Raw genomic sequence first — 1,260 nt, 5'->3', positions numbered from 1 at the left:
CGCCGCGCCGCCTTCCTCGCCAGCGAAGGGCTCCAGCTCGCCCAGCGCGACATCGACACCGCCCGCCCGCAGCCCGACCAGTGGGGCGGCGGCTTCGGTCCGCAGCAGGGCTGGGGCGGCGGCCGCCGTGGCGGCGGGGGCGGCGACCTCATGGGCGGCATCCTGGGCGGTCTCGTGATCGGGAGCCTCCTGGACGGAATGTTCGACTGAGGCGGATGCAGCAGGCGCGCACGCGCGCACTCTCCCTCCCCCGTTGCCGTCACCCGGGCACCGACGGAGAGGAAAGGGTCTCGGACCGCGGCGACGCGGGTGCGACCGACTCCTCCTGACCGCGCAGGGAAGCTGATCGCTTGACGACGGACGCCCCGGTCCCCCGCTTGACAGGGATCCGGGGCATCCTTCGTCGAACTTCGTCTCAGGACGCGAGCTCCTCCGGCTGCGCCTGGGTGGTCAGCGAGATGACGCCGTAGTCCCAGCCCTTGCGCCGGTACACGACGCTGGGGTGGTCGGTGCGGACGTCGATGAAGAGGAAGAAGTCGTGACCGACCAGCTCCATGCGGTCGACCGCCTCCTCCACCGACATCCACTCCGGGCGGAACTTCTTGGTGCGGATGACGACGGGCGTGTAGCCCACTTCCTCCTCGTTGCCGGTCGCGATGGGGATCTCGCCCGTCGCGACGGCGCGCAGCACGTCGAGAGATGCCGGCTGCACATCGATGCCCTGCAGCGAGCCGCTCCCCTTCTCGAACTTCGCGCCTCGGGGGTGGTTGCGTGCGTCGACGCGCTTGTCTTTCGCGCGGCGAAGCTGCTCGCACAGCTTGTCGACAGCCAGGTCCAGTGCCGCGAACTTGTCGCCTTCCGTGGCTTCCGCGCGGACGACCGGCCCGCGGCCGTTCATCGTGAGCTCGACCGTGTCGTCCTCCATGCGCCCGTTGTGGTACGCGCGGTGGGTCACTTTGACGTCCACGCGCTGAGCGCGCGGAGCGAGGTGCTCGATGCGGGCAGCCTTCTCTTCGACGACACTGCGGAAGCGATCCGTGATCCCGACTCCCACGCCGACGATGCTGGTTTCCATCCCTGACCTCCTTGTTCCGGTCCCCCCGGCCAAGGGCGGACCATGAGTCGCCTTGTGCCCCCACCGTAGCCGTGCGTTCCGACTCTGTCACCTGTGAGTTTGCGATCACGTCGGCATGAGGTCACCGGGTTCGGCCATAGTGCCGCGGCGTGGCGGCGACGGCGACCGCCGCGACGACGTCGGCG

The 1,260-nt window shown here is 69.8% G+C and carries 1 protein-coding gene and 1 pseudogene; one reads left to right on the top strand and one right to left on the bottom strand.

The annotated features are described in order from the left end of the window. Positions 1-210 (top strand): annotated as a pseudogene (locus EIO58_RS18145) (hypothetical protein); the annotation flags it as partial. A 205-nt stretch (positions 211-415) separates the two neighbouring features. Here the strand turns inward: EIO58_RS18145 and hpf are convergent. Next, entirely contained in the window at positions 416-1,075 is a 660-nt protein-coding gene (hpf, locus tag EIO58_RS18140; RefSeq protein WP_127820580.1) for a ribosome hibernation-promoting factor, HPF/YfiA family, read from the bottom strand. Positions 1,076-1,260: the final 185 nt, after the last annotated feature.

Origin of the sequence: Microbacterium sp. CPCC 204701, from assembly GCF_004010105.1 — a bacterium.
Classification (GTDB): Bacteria; Actinomycetota; Actinomycetes; order Actinomycetales; family Microbacteriaceae; genus Microbacterium.
The sequence above is the reverse complement of the archived record's forward strand: the minus strand, read 5'-3'. Positions and strand labels throughout refer to the sequence as shown.

Coding starts and splice junctions, on each gene's coding strand:
- hpf (WP_127820580.1), bottom strand. CDS start 1,075: ATGGAAACCAGCATCGTCGGCGTGGGAGTCGGGATCACGGATCGCTTC.